At 54.1% G+C, this 13194-nt stretch carries 17 protein-coding genes; 7 read left to right on the top strand and 10 right to left on the bottom strand.

What is annotated here, in order from left to right:
- Positions 1-13: 13 nt before the first annotated feature.
- Entirely contained in the window at positions 14-598 is a 585-nt protein-coding gene (locus TIRI35C_RS09605) for an ECF transporter S component (RefSeq protein ID WP_188203205.1), read from the top strand.
- Here TIRI35C_RS09605 and TIRI35C_RS09600 read toward each other — a convergent pair.
- Positions 569-1609, bottom strand: coding sequence for a D-glucuronyl C5-epimerase family protein (locus TIRI35C_RS09600; RefSeq protein WP_188202662.1), 1041 nt, complete (start codon positions 1607-1609; stop codon positions 569-571). The two genes, TIRI35C_RS09605 and TIRI35C_RS09600, sit on opposite strands and share 30 nt — an antisense overlap.
- Before the next feature lie 55 nt (positions 1610-1664).
- Here TIRI35C_RS09600 and TIRI35C_RS09595 point away from each other — a divergent pair, with 55 nt between their 5' ends.
- A complete protein-coding gene (locus TIRI35C_RS09595) occupies positions 1665-1814 on the top strand; it encodes a hypothetical protein (RefSeq protein WP_188202661.1) in 150 nt (49 codons plus the stop codon).
- A 38-nt stretch (positions 1815-1852) separates the two neighbouring features.
- Here TIRI35C_RS09595 and pyrI read toward each other — a convergent pair whose 3' ends face one another.
- Positions 1853-2308 (bottom strand): aspartate carbamoyltransferase regulatory subunit, encoded by a 456-nt coding sequence (gene pyrI / locus TIRI35C_RS09590; protein ID WP_188202660.1) that lies wholly within the window; start codon positions 2306-2308, stop codon positions 1853-1855.
- The gene (gene pyrB / locus TIRI35C_RS09585) at positions 2309-3244 is read right to left on the bottom strand and encodes an aspartate carbamoyltransferase (RefSeq protein ID WP_188202659.1); all 936 of its coding nucleotides are present in this window, start codon (positions 3242-3244) and stop codon (positions 2309-2311) included.
- Between the two features lie 119 nt (positions 3245-3363).
- On the opposite strand from pyrB, the gene TIRI35C_RS09580 reads away from it, so the two are divergent.
- The 3 genes from TIRI35C_RS09580 to TIRI35C_RS09570 are packed head-to-tail and all read left to right on the top strand — an operon-like array spanning position 3364 to position 4944.
- Positions 3364-4254 (top strand): thiamine-phosphate synthase family protein, encoded by an 891-nt coding sequence (locus tag TIRI35C_RS09580; RefSeq protein WP_188202658.1) that lies wholly within the window; start codon positions 3364-3366, stop codon positions 4252-4254.
- Positions 4251-4580 (top strand): VanZ family protein, encoded by a 330-nt coding sequence (locus TIRI35C_RS09575; RefSeq protein ID WP_188202657.1) that lies wholly within the window; start codon positions 4251-4253, stop codon positions 4578-4580. Before TIRI35C_RS09580 ends, TIRI35C_RS09575 begins: the two co-directional genes overlap by 4 nt.
- Positions 4531-4944, top strand: coding sequence for a secondary thiamine-phosphate synthase enzyme YjbQ (locus TIRI35C_RS09570; protein WP_188202656.1), 414 nt, complete (start codon positions 4531-4533; stop codon positions 4942-4944). The genes TIRI35C_RS09575 and TIRI35C_RS09570 overlap by 50 nt, the downstream gene beginning before the upstream one ends.
- Here TIRI35C_RS09570 and TIRI35C_RS09565 read toward each other — a convergent pair.
- Together TIRI35C_RS09565 and TIRI35C_RS09560 are read right to left on the bottom strand one after the other, a co-directional pair.
- The gene (locus TIRI35C_RS09565) at positions 4931-6109 is read right to left on the bottom strand and encodes an ATP-binding protein (RefSeq protein ID WP_188202655.1); all 1179 of its coding nucleotides are present in this window, start codon (positions 6107-6109) and stop codon (positions 4931-4933) included. The two genes, TIRI35C_RS09570 and TIRI35C_RS09565, sit on opposite strands and share 14 nt — an antisense overlap.
- Positions 6110-6519: 410 nt before the next feature.
- A complete protein-coding gene (locus TIRI35C_RS09560) occupies positions 6520-6813 on the bottom strand; it encodes a hypothetical protein (RefSeq protein ID WP_188202654.1) in 294 nt (97 codons plus the stop codon).
- Between the two features lie 62 nt (positions 6814-6875).
- Here TIRI35C_RS09560 and TIRI35C_RS09550 point away from each other — a divergent pair, with 62 nt between their 5' ends.
- Positions 6876-7376: a nucleotidyltransferase domain-containing protein gene (locus TIRI35C_RS09550; protein WP_246454748.1), complete on the top strand. Its 501-nt coding sequence runs from the start codon at positions 6876-6878 to the stop codon at positions 7374-7376.
- Positions 7377-7636: 260 nt separating this feature from the next.
- Here the strand turns inward: TIRI35C_RS09550 and TIRI35C_RS09545 are convergent, their stop codons facing one another.
- The gene (locus TIRI35C_RS09545) at positions 7637-7906 is read right to left on the bottom strand and encodes a PLDc N-terminal domain-containing protein (RefSeq protein ID WP_188202653.1); all 270 of its coding nucleotides are present in this window, start codon (positions 7904-7906) and stop codon (positions 7637-7639) included.
- 220 nt (positions 7907-8126) lie between these two features.
- On the bottom strand, positions 8127-9470 hold the full coding sequence (locus TIRI35C_RS09540; RefSeq protein WP_188202652.1) for a cyclic 2,3-diphosphoglycerate synthase: 1344 nt from the start codon (positions 9468-9470) through the stop codon (positions 8127-8129).
- 244 nt (positions 9471-9714) lie between these two features.
- Between TIRI35C_RS09540 and TIRI35C_RS09535 the strand changes: the two genes are divergently transcribed.
- Positions 9715-10170 (top strand): alanyl-tRNA editing protein, encoded by a 456-nt coding sequence (locus TIRI35C_RS09535; protein WP_188202651.1) that lies wholly within the window; start codon positions 9715-9717, stop codon positions 10168-10170.
- On the opposite strand, the gene TIRI35C_RS09530 is transcribed toward TIRI35C_RS09535, so the two are convergent.
- Genes TIRI35C_RS09530 through TIRI35C_RS09520 form a run of 3 tightly spaced genes read right to left on the bottom strand, consistent with a single transcriptional unit; the run spans position 10167 to position 13188 of the window.
- Positions 10167-10958, bottom strand: a complete 792-nt coding sequence (locus tag TIRI35C_RS09530) for a DODA-type extradiol aromatic ring-opening family dioxygenase (RefSeq protein ID WP_188202650.1) — start codon at positions 10956-10958, stop codon at positions 10167-10169. The two genes, TIRI35C_RS09535 and TIRI35C_RS09530, sit on opposite strands and share 4 nt — an antisense overlap.
- Positions 10959-10964: 6 nt before the next feature.
- Positions 10965-12095, bottom strand: a complete 1131-nt coding sequence (gene thrC / locus TIRI35C_RS09525; RefSeq protein WP_188202649.1) for a threonine synthase — start codon at positions 12093-12095, stop codon at positions 10965-10967.
- Between the two features lies 1 nt (position 12096).
- A complete protein-coding gene (locus TIRI35C_RS09520; RefSeq protein ID WP_188202648.1) occupies positions 12097-13188 on the bottom strand; it encodes a hypothetical protein in 1092 nt (363 codons plus the stop codon).
- Between the last annotated feature and the right edge of the window lie 6 nt (positions 13189-13194).

Genomic DNA, 13194 nt, shown 5'->3' with positions numbered 1-13194 from the left:
GATGTAGGTGAGGATGAGTTCGAGGGAGATAGCTCTAATCGGTATGATGCTCGGCCTTTCACTGCTCTTTGATGTCATGCCTATTGAGATGCCCACCGTTTGGGGTATGAAGATAGACCTTGTTGCGGTTCCGATTGTAATGGTCTACCTGCTCACCGGATTCACCGGGGGATTAACCGCGGTTATACTCCTGTTCGCCGGTCTCAGCGTAGTATCATCGGCAAGCTGGCTCGGGGCCATGATGAAGTCCCTCGCCACCCTCTCGGTCATCGTGGGCTTTGAAGCGGCCCGGAAACTCACGCGCTTTGACCTTGGCAATGGGGCGAGGCAGAGGTTCCTCCTGTTTGCGGTAGTTGCTTACCTCGCCGGAATAGCGATAAGGATACCCCTCATGCTGGCCCTAAACTACTACGTTGCCCTTGAGATATGGCTCGGCCTTCCAAGGGAGCAGGTGATTCAGGCCGTCGAGAGCTGGACTGGTGTTCCTTTCTGGGTTGCAATAGGCCTTCCGAACGCCATTCAGAGCGCCATCGACGTCTTTGTTGGACTGGCGGCCACAATACCAGTGTTAAGGCGCGTTCCGCACCTGCTGGAGTAGTGCTTCCAGGTTTTCTTTTTTGAGACCTCTTTCTTCTAGGTAGTCGTTCCACTTCTCCGCGTATTCCAAGAAGGTTTCGTCGCCGGTTTTGACGTAGAGCCAGACGAGGAGCTTGATGTGGAGCCGGTGGTAGTCTTCCCTGGCCTCTGGTCCTTTAACCGAGTAGAGGCTCCACTCACCACTATCGCAGTCTGGAAGGGTCTGTTTAACGCTTTCCACGCCCGCGTTGAAGAGCTCCAGTGCCCGTTCATCGCCCGTGAATCTATGGTAGAGCCACAGCCCCTTCATAGTGATGATGTGGCCGTTGAGGACGAGAAAGTCCGGGCGGTATGGATACTCGAGAAACCAGATCCCGTATTCCGTGTTCTCGACGAAACCGCCGTGCTCGGGGGACAGGTAGAACGAGTTAAAGAGCCGATGGGCCGCGCGCAGGTACGTCTCGTTGCCGGTCTCGTTGTATAGCCATGCGTAAAGGCCGGCGAGCATTCCCTGTGAAAACGATGAGGCCCATGGCAGATGGATTCCCCTTGTGCCTGGTGGCTCGAAATAAACGTTGAAGATGCCCGCTTCGCCGGTGCTTTGATTAACCACCTCCATAAGGGGGAGCATTTCCCTTAGAAGTGCCTCAGCCTTTCTATCTTGGCCCGTCTTCAGGTAGTGGTACGCCCAGTTGGAGGCCGTCACAGGGTAATACTGAAAACCGCGCCCCCTGTAGTACACGAAGGGCAGCGTGCTCGTGAAGTTCTGACATTCCACGTAGGGAATGCTTTCGAGGGGTCGCTCCCTGGAGAATGAGACGACGTGGTAATCGGTATCCGGCGGCTCGCTCTTCGAGAAGTAGCAGAGGTCGGCGCGGAGGGTGAGGTTCAGTATCTCCAGCTCGGCCCGAGTAAGACGTCGTTTCCGTGCGATTGAGGAGAACACCTCGATGGGATAATGGATGTCCGGGAATTCCAGGGAGGCATTGAACGCTTTCCCTATGACCTCCCGTAGGGAGGGATATTCCTCCATGAGGAGTTCATAGTCCCCAGGTCCGGCGGGCTGGGGTTTAATCGGAGGTGTGTGAATGGGCGTGGCTGTACCAGTCACCGGGTTGGAATGGGTTGGGTCTTTTTCTTCTTCGCCCGTTCCCAAGCAACCGGAGGCTACGATAAGGAGCGTTACCAAAATTACTGTTGCTGTTTTTCTCCTGGAACTCATGGTTAACACTATCTGAAAAAGTTAAAAAGCTTTTCGAAAGATTTTAAAAAATGGTTAGAGATTCCCGAGTATCTCTTCCTCTTCCATCGTCCTCTCGCAGTAGTGGCAGCGCACCTTTAGGGGCTCCCTTGAGACGACGTAGAACTTTGAAACGGTGTACTCGTGGTTGCTGACGCAGTTTGGATTGGCACAGCGGAGGATTCCGGTTATCTCATCGGGAGTCTCGACCTTGAACTTCTCGGCCACCCTGTAGTCCCGCACTATGTTCACAGTGGCCGTCGGGGCGATGAGGGCTATCTTGTTGACCTCCTCCTCGCTCAGGAATTTCCCTTCTATCTTGACGATGTCCTTCCTTCCGAGCTTCCCGCTGTGGACGTTCGAGGCGAGAAGCAGAACGCCGCCGTTCGGCCTGTTGAGGCGGAGTATCTCGATGACCTTCAGCCCCTTCCCGGCAGGGATGTGGTCTATGACGGTTCCCTCTCTAATCGCGGTAACCTTGAGCTCGGCCATTCAAACCCCCTCCAGAACGCCAAGTGTGAGCCCCAAGAGGGCCATTCTTACTGGAACCCCGGAGAAGACCTGCCTGAAGTAGAGTGCGTGCTCCGTTCTATCGACCTCGGGGTGTATCTCGTCGACCCTCGGGAGCGGGTGCATTATCCTGAGTGTCTCCTTCGCCTTCTTCAGAACAGCACAGTTAACCTGGTAGCTGCCCTTGACCTTGAGGTACTCCTGCTCGTCCGGGAAGCGCTCGCGCTGGATTCTGGTGACGTAGAGAACATCGAGCTTAGGGATTGTCCCCTCCAGGTCGGTCGTCTCGTGAATTCTAACTCCCTTCTCCCGGAGCTCCTCTATGATGTGCTTGGGCATCCTCAAAAGCTCCGGCGAAATCAGGTAGAGCTCGACGTCGTAGAATGCTAAAGCTTCAGCCAGGCTGTGGACGGTTCTCCCGTACTTGAGGTCGCCGAGCAGGCCTATGGTCAGGCCATCTATCCTCCCGAAGGCTCGCTTTATCGTGTAGAGGTCGAGCAGAGTTTGAGTTGGGTGCTGGTTGCTGCCGTCGCCGGCGTTGATGACCGGTATCTCCGCCACCTCCGCGGCCAGCCTCGCCGCTCCTTCCATTGGATGGCGTATCACTATAACGTCGCTGTACTGCTCGACCGTCTTTATAGTGTCTGCCAGGCTCTCGCCCTTCTTGACGCTCGTGCTTGCGGCGGAGGAGAAGCCTATAACCGAGCCGCCGAGGCGGTGCATGGCGCTCTCAAAGCTTAGCCTTGTTCTCGTTGACGGCTCGAAGAAGAGAGTCGCGAGTATCTTTCCCTTCGCGTAGTCGAGTGAGCCCTTCTCGTTGAGTTCCGTTTCGAGTCTTTCTGCAACCTTTAAAACGAACTCTATATCGCTTTTCGAGAAGTCCCTAACGCTTATCACGTCGCGTCCTTTCCAATCCATAGAAGCCCTTCTAGTGTAAATTTCGAAGGGTTTTTAAACGTTTTTTAACATAAACTTGTCGACGGTAACCCTTTAAAGACGGGTTCAAAATTTCCATAACCTGGTTTTAGGGTGGTAGCATGAGGACGCCCAGCGTGTACGTAGCCGAGGAGCTAATGCCTTTTCTGAGGGCCAAGATAGCCGAGAGGCTTTACCGCGAGGGCATGAAGCAGTCCCAGATAGCCGAGTACCTCGGCATAACCCAGGCGATGGTCAGCAAATATCTGGCCGGGAAGTATAAGGTGCCCCCCTCGGAGGTGGCCGAGAGGCTCGAAGACATGGCCAACGACGTGTCTTCCTTCATTCTCTTCGGGGGGAGCAGGGGAGATGCCGTCCTTCTCGTGGCGAAGCACATTTTTGATCTGTTTCAAACCGGTTTTCTGTGCAGGTTCTACGCTGAATACGCAGGGGTGAGCGAGGACTCCTGCAGGTCGCTCTTTGAGGTCCAGCCGCTGAGGAGCGAGATACTTGAGGTTCTGAACATGGCCCTCAACGAACTCCTCAGGGATGAAAAGTTCCCCTCACTCATCCCGGAGGTCAGGAGCAATTTCGCCTACTCCCTTCCGTCCCCGCGGGGCATCGAAGACGTTGCGGCGATTCCAGGAAGGATAACCGCCGCCAAGGGAAAGGCCTTTGCTCTGCCGCCGGAGTTCGGGGCTAGCGGCTTTACTGCGAGCATACTCGTTAAGCTGGCCGAGGTCAGGCCTGGGATACGGAGCGTTCTCAACATCAGGTACGGACCGGACATAGAATCCGCCCTGACTGCGGCCGGGTTCACGATTGGGAAGGTTAAAACCGGTGGACTGAGCGAGGAGGAGGCCGTGAGGGCTATAGCCGACGTCTTCAGGCAGGACGCCTACGACGCAGTCGTTGACGTGGGTGGGCTTGGGGTCGAACCGCTGGTCTATATATTCGGCGAGACGCCCTTCGACGTCGTTGAGAAGCTCAAAAGGCTGGTGGGGAACCTTTGAGGCGGAGACTTCTCTTCCTCTACCTGCTCCTTCTTCTGTTCCTGAACCTGACGCCGAGGGTTCCATCGTCGCCCGTAGCCAACGGGGATAAGCTGGCTCATCTATTTGAATTCGCGATCCTGGGCTTTCTCGGATGGCGTTTGTGGACCTACATGCTTCCGTTGCCGGTTCTCCTGGAGTTTCTTCAGCTCTTCGTCCCAGGGAGAACGTTCTCCTTCGCAGACATGGGCGCAAACCTAATAGGCTTCACCCTTGGACTCATTGCGGGGTGGTGGTATGAAGGTTCTCACGAGGGAACTGAGGTTTCAAACGAAGGGGGAGATTGACCTTGTGGATATAACCCGTGAGGTGGAGAGAATCGTCGAGGAATCCGGAATCGAGAACGGCCAGGTTCTGGTATTCGTTCCCGGAGCCACTGGAGCAATAGTCACGATAGAGCACGAGTCCGGCCTTCTTGAGGACTTCAAGCGGGCTTTGAAGGAGCTTATCCCAAAGGGCAAAGGCTACCTCCACGACAGGATCGACGACAACGCCCACAGCCACCTTCGTGCCACACTCCTCGGCGCGAGCGAGTGCTTTCCCGTTGTGAACGGCAGGCTCGTGCGCGGAACCTGGCAGCAGATTTTCTTCGTCGAGCTTGACGTGAGGCCGAGGCACAGGCGCGTTATAGTGCAGCTCATGGGAGAATAATGTCGAGGAGGAAAAAGGGTACGTCCTCCTTTTCGAGCACGATGACGTTTTTTGGGTATCTCCTATGGGCTTTCCCGGCCTTCACCTCAACCTTCAGGTTTCCGGCTATCGCGTCCACCTCGTATGAGTTCCTGTAATAGTAAACTTTCCCGAACCTCCGGTATAGATGCTCCTGGACGACCCATTCGTACAGCGCCTCCTCCCTAAGCTCTGCTCCGCTCCAGGTGGAGAAAAGCCTTGCCAAAAGCGGGTCGCGGAAGAAAAACTTCTTCTCCCGCTTGTAGAGCACCTGCTCTCCCTGCCTGAGGTACGCTATTCCGAGAATGTACAGCTCGACGAAGAACTCTATGTAGTCCTGAACCACCTTGTAGGAGTAGCCAGAGGTCATTCCAGCCAACGCTCTGAAGCTCGTCGCTGAGGGCGCGCTCCTTATTATTGCTGAAAAAGTCTCTTTCACTATCTCCAGACTCTTTCCGAAGCGGACGAATTCCCCTATGTAAGCCCCAAGAAGGTCATCCATCGGAAGGCCGTTTATTGCTCCCGGAAAGCCTCCTGTTTTTAGGTACTTCTCAAAGAGTTTCAGCGTCTTTTCTCCCTGAAGTCCTGGCCTTTTCAGGCCCATCACTTCGACGTATTCCTTGAAAGAGAGCGGCATGACATCAATGGTCTTTCCCTTCCCCCTCCTTCCCGGGAACAATTCTATGTCTCTTTTTACCCTCAGAGAGCTTGACCCTGTAACCGTGATAACGTCGTTCTCTAAGATACCTGCGTCAATGAGGGGCTTAACTCCCCTCCACCAGCCCTCAAGTGACGATGCTTCATCCAGGAAAATGTATCCTGTTCTGATTCTTTCCCTTTCCTTCAGCTCATGAAATTCTCTCAGCAGGGCTGAAAGCTCTCTATAGTCTGGGAGGATTTCGACGTTGATGTACAGAATTGATTCGGGCGGATTTTCTCTCAGGAGCTCTTGGATGAGGAGCTTTATCCCCGTTGTCTTTCCTACCTGCCTCGGGCCGAGGACGAAGTTGAGCGAGAATGGCTTAAGTGAGAGCTTACCAGTCCATTTTGGCCACCAGCGGATTCTCTGCTCTCTCCAGCGCCTCGCGTGGTAGTCCTCCTTTCCCTCCCACCAGGGGTTCATATAAGTCAAATCCCCGAGCCTCATACCAACACCTGAGAACTATTAGTTCTCACATCTTTATAAATGTTGAGAAGTGTGGGTTCCCAGGGTTTAAAAAGTGGGAGTTAAATCTTGATGGAAATCTCAGCCTTGTCGTTTTTCTTAAGCTGGATTGCGAAGAGCTGTTTGCTGTATCTCCTGTAGCGGAGATATGCCCAAATCATTAGAACAAAGTTGATAAACCCGAATATTGGGAACAGGATTATTGATAGCGATGTTATCCAGGATGGATAGATATTTCCGCTTAACAGGCCGTATTCAATGATAGTTAGCCCCACGCCAGATGCGATCCAGGCGAATAGCGCCTGTTTAAACCCATTAAAGGTGTTTTTAACGGCAACTGAATAGACAGTCTCAAGTTTCTCGATTTTGGATTTATCTTTTTCAAAACCTACCTATCGCCCTTCCCATTCTTTCTCACATCTTTGCAGGGCGATGTTTGGTTCATCGAGGGCCAATGGTGTATAAGCTGTTGCTGTTATGTTTGGCATTACAATGGCTAAAGCACTGAATACTGCAAGTATGAGTCGCCATATTATGTCGCTCCCTGCATCGTTGGAGAGCATCGAAAGTATGAAGAGAAAGGGAGCGCCGGCAAAAAGCAATAACCCGAAAATATAGCCCATAAAGGAGTCACCCATTGAAGAGTTTGGATCAAGATATTTGTCGCATTCCTCTTTGGAACTCATTCCCCCTCCCGGAGGGTATAATAAGGCGAAGGCGTTAAATATTGCCTGCCGTATTATTCAACATGATGAAGCTTAGTGAGTATGAGCGCTGGATGAGGCAGGCGGAGAGGACACTAAAATCGGCACTCAGGGATTTGGACGGTGGTGACTACATCAGGGGGCTCGTGGATGGGGGAGAACTTGAGCCTTTCGTCAAAAGACTCGTGGATTACTTCGATGGTGACGTTACTATAATCCTCTTCGGTTCGAGAGCGAGGGGTGATTTCAACAGGACAAGTGATTACGATCTCGTGGTAATCTCGAAAAAACTGGGAGGGAACCCGCTCCAGAGGACGCGCCCTCTCTACGAGCTGAACGAGGAATTTTTGGATGTGGATATAATCGCTTACACTCTTTGGGAGTTCTTGAAGGCGCTCGAAAACCTTTCGCCATCTGCCCTCGATGCTATGAAGGATGGAATAGTCCTGCACGACAACGGGTTCTATGGCATGGCCAAGAAAAAGTTCGAAGAGATGAAAAAGAAGGGGCTGAGAAGGGAAAGGTACTGGGTTATGAGGGCTTAGTCTTTTGATTTTAACCCTCTAGCCGTTGATTCTCATGACTCTTCTCTCATATGCTCTCATTTGGAGCATTTAAGGCAGCGATGAATAGATTCTGTATTCCTTCCCCCAGGGAATATAACATCTGGCTTAGAGCATGACTCAACCTTGATTCCTCAGAAAAACCACAAAGGGGGTAATAACCCGCCCAAGTTCATCGGCTCCGCCTTCGGCGGCACTCCCCGGGCAGAGTGCGTTGGTCATCATGCCTAAAAGGCTTCCGGTCAGTACACTCTGATGGGGTCCTCGGAGGAGACGGCTTTTGCAGGTTTCTCCTCGTATTTGCCGCTTCTCTTGATGATCAGGTAGTACACCAGCGCCCCCAGTATCGTGAAAAGGAACGCCAGGACTATCCAGAGCACCTTTTCAACGTCCGACATTCTCTTCTGCTTTGTGAGGACGTCGTAGATTACCCACACGAGGGCGAGCAGCTGGAGCGCCATTAGGAACATGCCAAGCGCCCATACCGTCCCTAGAAAGACTGCGTCTCCCATACAACCACCCGCCTATATGACATCCCGCGATAAAAAAGCTTTCCGTAACCCTAAGGTTTAAATTTCTCGGGAGTACGGCTCTCATGGACTTTAAAACGGCACTAACCGGACTGTGCCCCCGGAGGTCCTCGGAGGAAGGTCTGTCCTCGCTACCGGCGCTTTGGGTTTGAGGGAAACGACGTCTGGCTGGTTCTGAGAAGAAGAGAATGAAAAAGAAGAATCACTCCTTCTTGACGTGCTTCTCGACGAACTCCTTGAGGACGTCCTTGAGCTTCGGCTCGCCGATCTCCTCAAGCTCGTACCTGACCCTGACGGCCGGCTTGTTGAGCTTCATGACGCGCCTGAGGTCGATTGGAGTGCCCATGATGACGACGTCTGCATCAGCCCTGTTGATGGTCTCCTCGAGCTCCTTGATCTGCTTGGCGCCGTAGCCCATAGCGGGAAGGATGACGTCGAGGTGACTGTACTTCTTGTAGGTCTCGACGATTGAGCCAACGGCGTAGGGCCTCGGGTCGACTATCTCGGCCGCGCCGTACTTCTTGGCGGCGATGTAGCCGGCACCGTACTTCATGCCGCCATGGGTGAGGGTCGGGCCGTCCTCAACCACCAAAACGCGCTTGCCCTTGATGAGCTCCGGCTTGTCCACGTAGAGCGGTGAGGCACCGTCGATGACGATGGCGTTCGGGTTGACCTTCTCGATGCTCTCACGGACCTTCTGAATGTCGTCCCTGTTGGCGGTGTCAATCTTGTTGATGATTATGACGTCAGCCGCGCGGAAGTTGGTCTCACCGGGGTGGTACTTGAGTTCGTGGCCGGGCCTGTGCGGGTCCGTAACGACTATCCAGAGGTCCGGAACGTAGAACGGGAAGTCGTTGTTTCCGCCGTCCCAGAGGATTATGTCTGCCTCCTTCTCGGCCTCGCGGAGGATCTTCTCGTAGTCCACTCCAGCGTAAACGACCATGCCCCTGTCGATGTAGGGCTCGTACTCTTCCCTCTCCTCGATGGTGCACTCGTGCTTGTCGAGGTCCTCGTAGCTGGCGAAGCGCTGGACGACCTGCTTTCTGAGGTCGCCGTAGGGCATCGGGTGCCTTATCGCGACGACCTTGTAGCCCATCTCCTGGAGGAGCTGAGCGACCTTTCTGCTGGTCTGGCTCTTTCCACAGCCGGTTCTGACGGCGGTAACTGCTATGACCGGCTTGGTGCTCTTGAGCATGGTGCTCTTCGGGCCGAGGAGCCAGAAGTCAGCGCCAGCTGAGTGAGCGCGAGAGGCGAGGTGCATGACGTGCTCGTGCGGAACATCGGAGTAGGCGAAGACGACGACGTCGATGTCGTGCTCCTTGATGATCTTCTCCATGTCATCCTCGCTCCATATCGGAATTCCGTTCGGGTAGAGCTCTCCGGCGAGCTCAGGCGGGTAGACCCTTCCCTCGATGTCAGGAATCTGAGTGGCGGTGAAGGCAACGACCTCGTAGTCGGGGTTGTCGCGGAAGAACACGTTGAAGTTGTGGAAGTCCCTACCTGCGGCGCCCAAAATGAGAACCCTCTTTCTCTTCTTTTCGGCCATGGTGACCACCTCAAAAGTTTTTAATCAGGCACTGGTGTATCGTTTTTGGCATTTATAACGGTTTTTGTTTAATGGTGCAAGCTTCTGGCGGGAATTATTCGGTACGGCCATCAGTGGACTGAAAAACATTCAAGAGCCGCTGGATAATCTCCGTTTGAATTTACCTGTGAGATTAATAACCTGCCGGGCCTTCCCTAACGTCCGCAACCGTTAATAAGTCCTCCGAGAAGATAAAACGATGCCTATGCCATCGTTGGAGGTTAGAACCCACACCGCTCTTCACGTCGTCAAGGGTGCCGTTGTAAAGGTTCTGGGTGAAAATGCCAAGTGGACGGCGAGCGTTTATGTTAGTGTGAACCACGGAAGATTAACGGTCAAGTTCGACCGGAAGCCGACGCCCGAAGAGGTTAGAGAGATAGAGCGCCTTGCCAACGAGAAGGTAAAAGAAAACGTTCCGGTTCGGGTCTACGAGCTTCCGAGAGATGAGGCTGAAAAGCGCTTCGGCAAGGACATGTACGACCTCTTCCCTATCCCGCAGGAGGTGAGAACCCTAAAGGTCGTCGTCATCGAGGGATGGAACGTCAACGCATGCAACAAGGAGCACACATCAACGACGGGAGAAATAGGGGAGATAAAGATCAGGAAAGTCCGCTTCAGGAGGAGCAAAGAGCTTTTGGAGATCAGCTTTGACGTTCTTTAGCCCTTCCTCACCCACAGCGCCCCCGCCATGCCGAAGTAGGTCGGGCACGCGTAGGCACTCTCCTTTAGCTCGAATTCAGCCTTCCTCATGGCTCCGAGCATTATGAGCATTTGCCAGTAGCTGTCAACCAAGGCATTCCTCACGAGCTCCTCGGGAACCCTGAGAAGCTCCTCGAGACGGTTCTCGTTAATCAGCTCCATGATGAGCCTGTCGTAGGTTTCGCTCTCCTTTCTCAACCCGTACGGCCCGTTCTCGTCGTGTGCATGTCCGTGGTCGGCGCTGACTATGAGTACGATTCTCTTCTCAGCACTCTCGATGACATCGCCGAGGACTTCGCCGAACTTCACGAGCGTTTCCCTGCTCACCTCTCTCGTTGGGGTTATGAGAACGAGGGGCTTCTTGTCCAAAAAGTTCAGTGGAATCAGCTCACCCCAGCTCAGCGGCCATCTCGAATACTCCCCCCTCAGCGAGGCGAAGTTCAAATCAACGACCGGCATTCCGGCCTCTTTCTCGGCCTGGTATATTCTCTCGGCCAACTCTCTATCAGTCTTCCACTCGCCAGGTATCTCTTTCCCCTCAAAGCCGAGCCACGAGACGAGGTTTTCGGCGAGAACGATGCCGAGATGGTCGCTCATTCTTACGTTGTGGGGGCTGATGAGGATGTAGGCGTCAACGTCCCTGAACTTCTCTCCTATCTCCCTGAGAACCTCTGCGAGCCTCTTCGTCTCCTCGTCTTCCGGCTCCAGGACGGGGTTTCCATGTGGCATGAGGCCGACTCCGACTAACATGCCCTTTCACCCCAGGCATTTTTCAAGCTCCTCAAGGCGGCACTCCCTTATTTCCCCAGCTGGCGTGTCATTAAGAGTTTTCAAACCGGAACCGGTAAGAATTGAGACTACCTTAGCTCCTTCCGGAAGTTCGAGCTTTCTCAAAGCGGCTACACCGGTTGCGCTCGCCGGCTGAACGAAGAGGCCTTCACCGGCGAGCTTCCTCTGGGCTTCAAGGATTTCATCGTCGCCCACTGAAACGCATTTCCAGTCGAACTCGCGGAGAAATTTGAGCACGGCGTTCCCGCTCGGCGGGTATGGGTTGGCTATGGCCTTTGCTATCGTTTTAGGGCTCTCAAAGCGCTCGATTCTGGCTTTTCCCTCGCTGAAGGCTCTGCATATTGGCGAACAGCCCTCGGCCTGAACCGCTATGAGTGCTGGAACCCTATCGATGAGTCTGCTCTCGTGGAGCTCGATAAAGCCCTTGACGACTCCCCGGAATAGTCCGCCCGAGCTGGTCGGGATTAGAACGTAGTCGGGGCTTATCTCTTCCGCTATCTCGAAGGCTATTCCCTTATAGCCCTCGACCCTGAAGGGGTTGTCGGAGTTGATGAAGTAAATGCCGAGCTTCTCTCCTATGGCCAGGCTCTCGAAGTAGAGCCTCCCGTAGTCGCCGAGAACCCTGATGACCTCTCCACCATAGACGGAGACGGCCTTGAGCTTCTCGTCGCTTGCGCTCTCTGAGACGAGGATTTTGGCCTTCAATCCGGCGCGGGTGGCATAAGCGGAGACGCTCGCCGCCATGTTGCCGGTTGAGACCGTTCCAACGGTTTTGTAGCCGGCCTTTAGGGCGTGGCTCATTGCCAGGAACGTCCCCCTGTCCTTGAAGCTCCAGGTCGGGTTTACCGTCTCGTTTTTGAGGTAGAGCTTCACTCCAAGCTCTTCGCCAAGCCTCGACTTCACAAGGGGTGTGTCACCCTCGCCGAGGGAGAACTCCAGTGCCGGTTCCACCGGCCAGAAGTCCCAGAACCGCTCCCAGACGCTCCTTCCTATGTACGGTTCGCCCTTGAACCTTTCAAACTCAACCGGTTCACCGCATTCGCACCTCTGAACCGGTTTATCGTAGGTTTTCCCGCAGACGGGACAGATGAGCTTCATTTTATTCCCTCCTTTCGGCGATCAGGAGAACGGAGCTTCCATCGATTCTTATCGTGTAGTTCGCGTAGGTGTTTCCCTCCGCGAGCTTGGAGAGGGTTTCCCCGAAGGTCTTCGCGGCGTTCTCGCTTGAGAAGACGACCCTCCACTGGAGGAGGTAACCCGTCGCGTTCCTACTTAGGAGGAGCCTGTCACCCCGACACGCACTCGAGACGTTCCAGGCGGTCTCGTTGTCAAGCTTCGCAACGTCCCTGAGGAGTAGGTAGACGTAGTATTCTCCCAGTCTATCTTCCTTGAGAATCCGAGAGTTTGGCGGTGAGTTCAGGGTGACGTTGAGGGGGGTAACGTTTTCGAGGTACAGCTCCGGATGCATGACCTGCTGCGCCGAGACGGGATATCGGTTGTAAGCCTCGTTGACAAGCTTCCAGCCACCTTTATCGTACAGATACCGCACAAAACTGTCGCCGAAGACGTATGGGAAGATGTGGAGGTCTGTGAGCGGATCCCCGCCCAGGGAGCGTATCTTGTGTATCGGAATCCCGTTCCTCTCGCAGTAGAGGTCCGCGACGAGGTCGGCGTCACCTTCGATTAGTGACTGGATAGCTATCGTCCCATCGTAGGTGTCGGCTCCATAGCGCGCGTCGAACCACTGCTTCTGGAGGACGTGAACAGACTCGTGGGCTATCGTCCTCTGGGCGACGTCGAGGTTTGACATGAAGTTCTCCTGGATGATGTAGATGGTATCCCCAACCGTCGCGGCTATCCAGTTGGCGCTCCTCTCCCTCTCCTTTTTGATGTACTGGTAGTCCGGGGGAAGAAGGAGGGTCATCTTGTAGGTAAGCTCCTCGGTTTTCATCCTCTCGATGTCGGCTTTTCCGGGCTTCCATTTGGCCAGGGCCTCGCTTTTCGTGAGAACCACTATCTTCGGCCTCTCCTTGAATGTGAGGTTCCTTATCTCCTGAACCTGGTCGAGTATCCCGTTTACCTGACTTAGAACCGTGTTCGGGTTGACGGTTAGTCTCTCGGCTGCGTAGAGCGATGAAATGAGCAGTATTATCAGCCCGAGAACCGCCAGCTTTTCCGAGAGATTCCGCATGCTATC

The organism is Thermococcus camini (genome assembly GCF_904067545.1).
Classification (GTDB): Archaea; Methanobacteriota_B; Thermococci; order Thermococcales; family Thermococcaceae; genus Thermococcus; species Thermococcus camini.
The sequence above is the reverse complement of the archived record's forward strand: the minus strand, read 5'-3'. Positions and strand labels throughout refer to the sequence as shown.

Excerpts from the sequence above, each read along its gene's own strand:
- TIRI35C_RS09605 (WP_188203205.1), top strand. The coding sequence starts at position 14 with ATGAGTTCGAGGGAGATAGCTCTAATCGGTATGATGCTCGGCCTTTCA.
- TIRI35C_RS09600 (WP_188202662.1), bottom strand. The coding sequence starts at position 1,609 with ATGGAGGAATATCCCTCCCTACGGGAGGTCATAGGGAAAGCGTTCAAT.
- TIRI35C_RS09595 (WP_188202661.1), top strand. The coding sequence starts at position 1,665 with ATGGGCGTGGCTGTACCAGTCACCGGGTTGGAATGGGTTGGGTCTTTT.
- pyrI (WP_188202660.1), bottom strand. The coding sequence starts at position 2,308 with ATGGCCGAGCTCAAGGTTACCGCGATTAGAGAGGGAACCGTCATAGAC.
- pyrB (WP_188202659.1), bottom strand. The coding sequence starts at position 3,244 with ATGGATTGGAAAGGACGCGACGTGATAAGCGTTAGGGACTTCTCGAAA.
- TIRI35C_RS09580 (WP_188202658.1), top strand. The coding sequence starts at position 3,364 with ATGAGGACGCCCAGCGTGTACGTAGCCGAGGAGCTAATGCCTTTTCTG.
- TIRI35C_RS09570 (WP_188202656.1), top strand. The coding sequence starts at position 4,531 with ATGAAGGTTCTCACGAGGGAACTGAGGTTTCAAACGAAGGGGGAGATT.
- TIRI35C_RS09565 (WP_188202655.1), bottom strand. The coding sequence starts at position 6,109 with ATGAGGCTCGGGGATTTGACTTATATGAACCCCTGGTGGGAGGGAAAG.
- TIRI35C_RS09560 (WP_188202654.1), bottom strand. The coding sequence starts at position 6,813 with ATGAGTTCCAAAGAGGAATGCGACAAATATCTTGATCCAAACTCTTCA.
- TIRI35C_RS09550 (WP_246454748.1), top strand. The coding sequence starts at position 6,876 with ATGATGAAGCTTAGTGAGTATGAGCGCTGGATGAGGCAGGCGGAGAGG.
- TIRI35C_RS09545 (WP_188202653.1), bottom strand. The coding sequence starts at position 7,906 with ATGGGAGACGCAGTCTTTCTAGGGACGGTATGGGCGCTTGGCATGTTC.
- TIRI35C_RS09540 (WP_188202652.1), bottom strand. The coding sequence starts at position 9,470 with ATGGCCGAAAAGAAGAGAAAGAGGGTTCTCATTTTGGGCGCCGCAGGT.
- TIRI35C_RS09535 (WP_188202651.1), top strand. The coding sequence starts at position 9,715 with ATGCCATCGTTGGAGGTTAGAACCCACACCGCTCTTCACGTCGTCAAG.
- TIRI35C_RS09530 (WP_188202650.1), bottom strand. The coding sequence starts at position 10,958 with ATGTTAGTCGGAGTCGGCCTCATGCCACATGGAAACCCCGTCCTGGAG.
- thrC (WP_188202649.1), bottom strand. The coding sequence starts at position 12,095 with ATGAAGCTCATCTGTCCCGTCTGCGGGAAAACCTACGATAAACCGGTT.
- TIRI35C_RS09520 (WP_188202648.1), bottom strand. The coding sequence starts at position 13,188 with ATGCGGAATCTCTCGGAAAAGCTGGCGGTTCTCGGGCTGATAATACTG.